The organism is Emticicia sp. W12TSBA100-4, from assembly GCF_040253585.1.
Classification (GTDB): Bacteria; Bacteroidota; Bacteroidia; order Cytophagales; family Spirosomataceae; genus Emticicia.
Window position 1 is genome coordinate 1 of record NZ_JBELAU010000090.1, and the last position, 367, is coordinate 367.

The following is a 367-nucleotide window of genomic DNA, read 5'->3' on the forward strand; positions in this document are numbered from 1 at the left end:
AAGTTATACAGCGACATGTATCAATAGTTGTGGCGAAAGTGGATTGAGCAATGTAGTAGTTATCACAACAGGCAGCAGCCCAGCAGCTCCAGTAATTTCAACGAACAAAAACAGCTTGTGTAATGCAGAGACAGCAACGTTGACAGCGACAGGTTGTACAGGAAGCTTGAAGTGGAGTACAAATGCGACAGGCAGCAGCATCAGTGTAAGCACCGCAGGCACATACACAGCCACATGTAGCAACAGTTGTGGTGAAAGTGGCGTGAGCAATGTAGTGGTTATCACAACAGGTAGTAGTCCAGCAGCTCCAGTAATCAGCAGCAATAAAAACAGCTTGTGTAATGCAGAGACAGCAACGTTGACAGCG

At 46.6% G+C, this 367-nt stretch carries 1 pseudogene; it reads left to right on the forward strand.

From position 1 onward, the window contains the following. Nucleotides 1-367, forward strand: a pseudogene (locus ABR854_RS25885) (hypothetical protein); the annotation flags it as partial.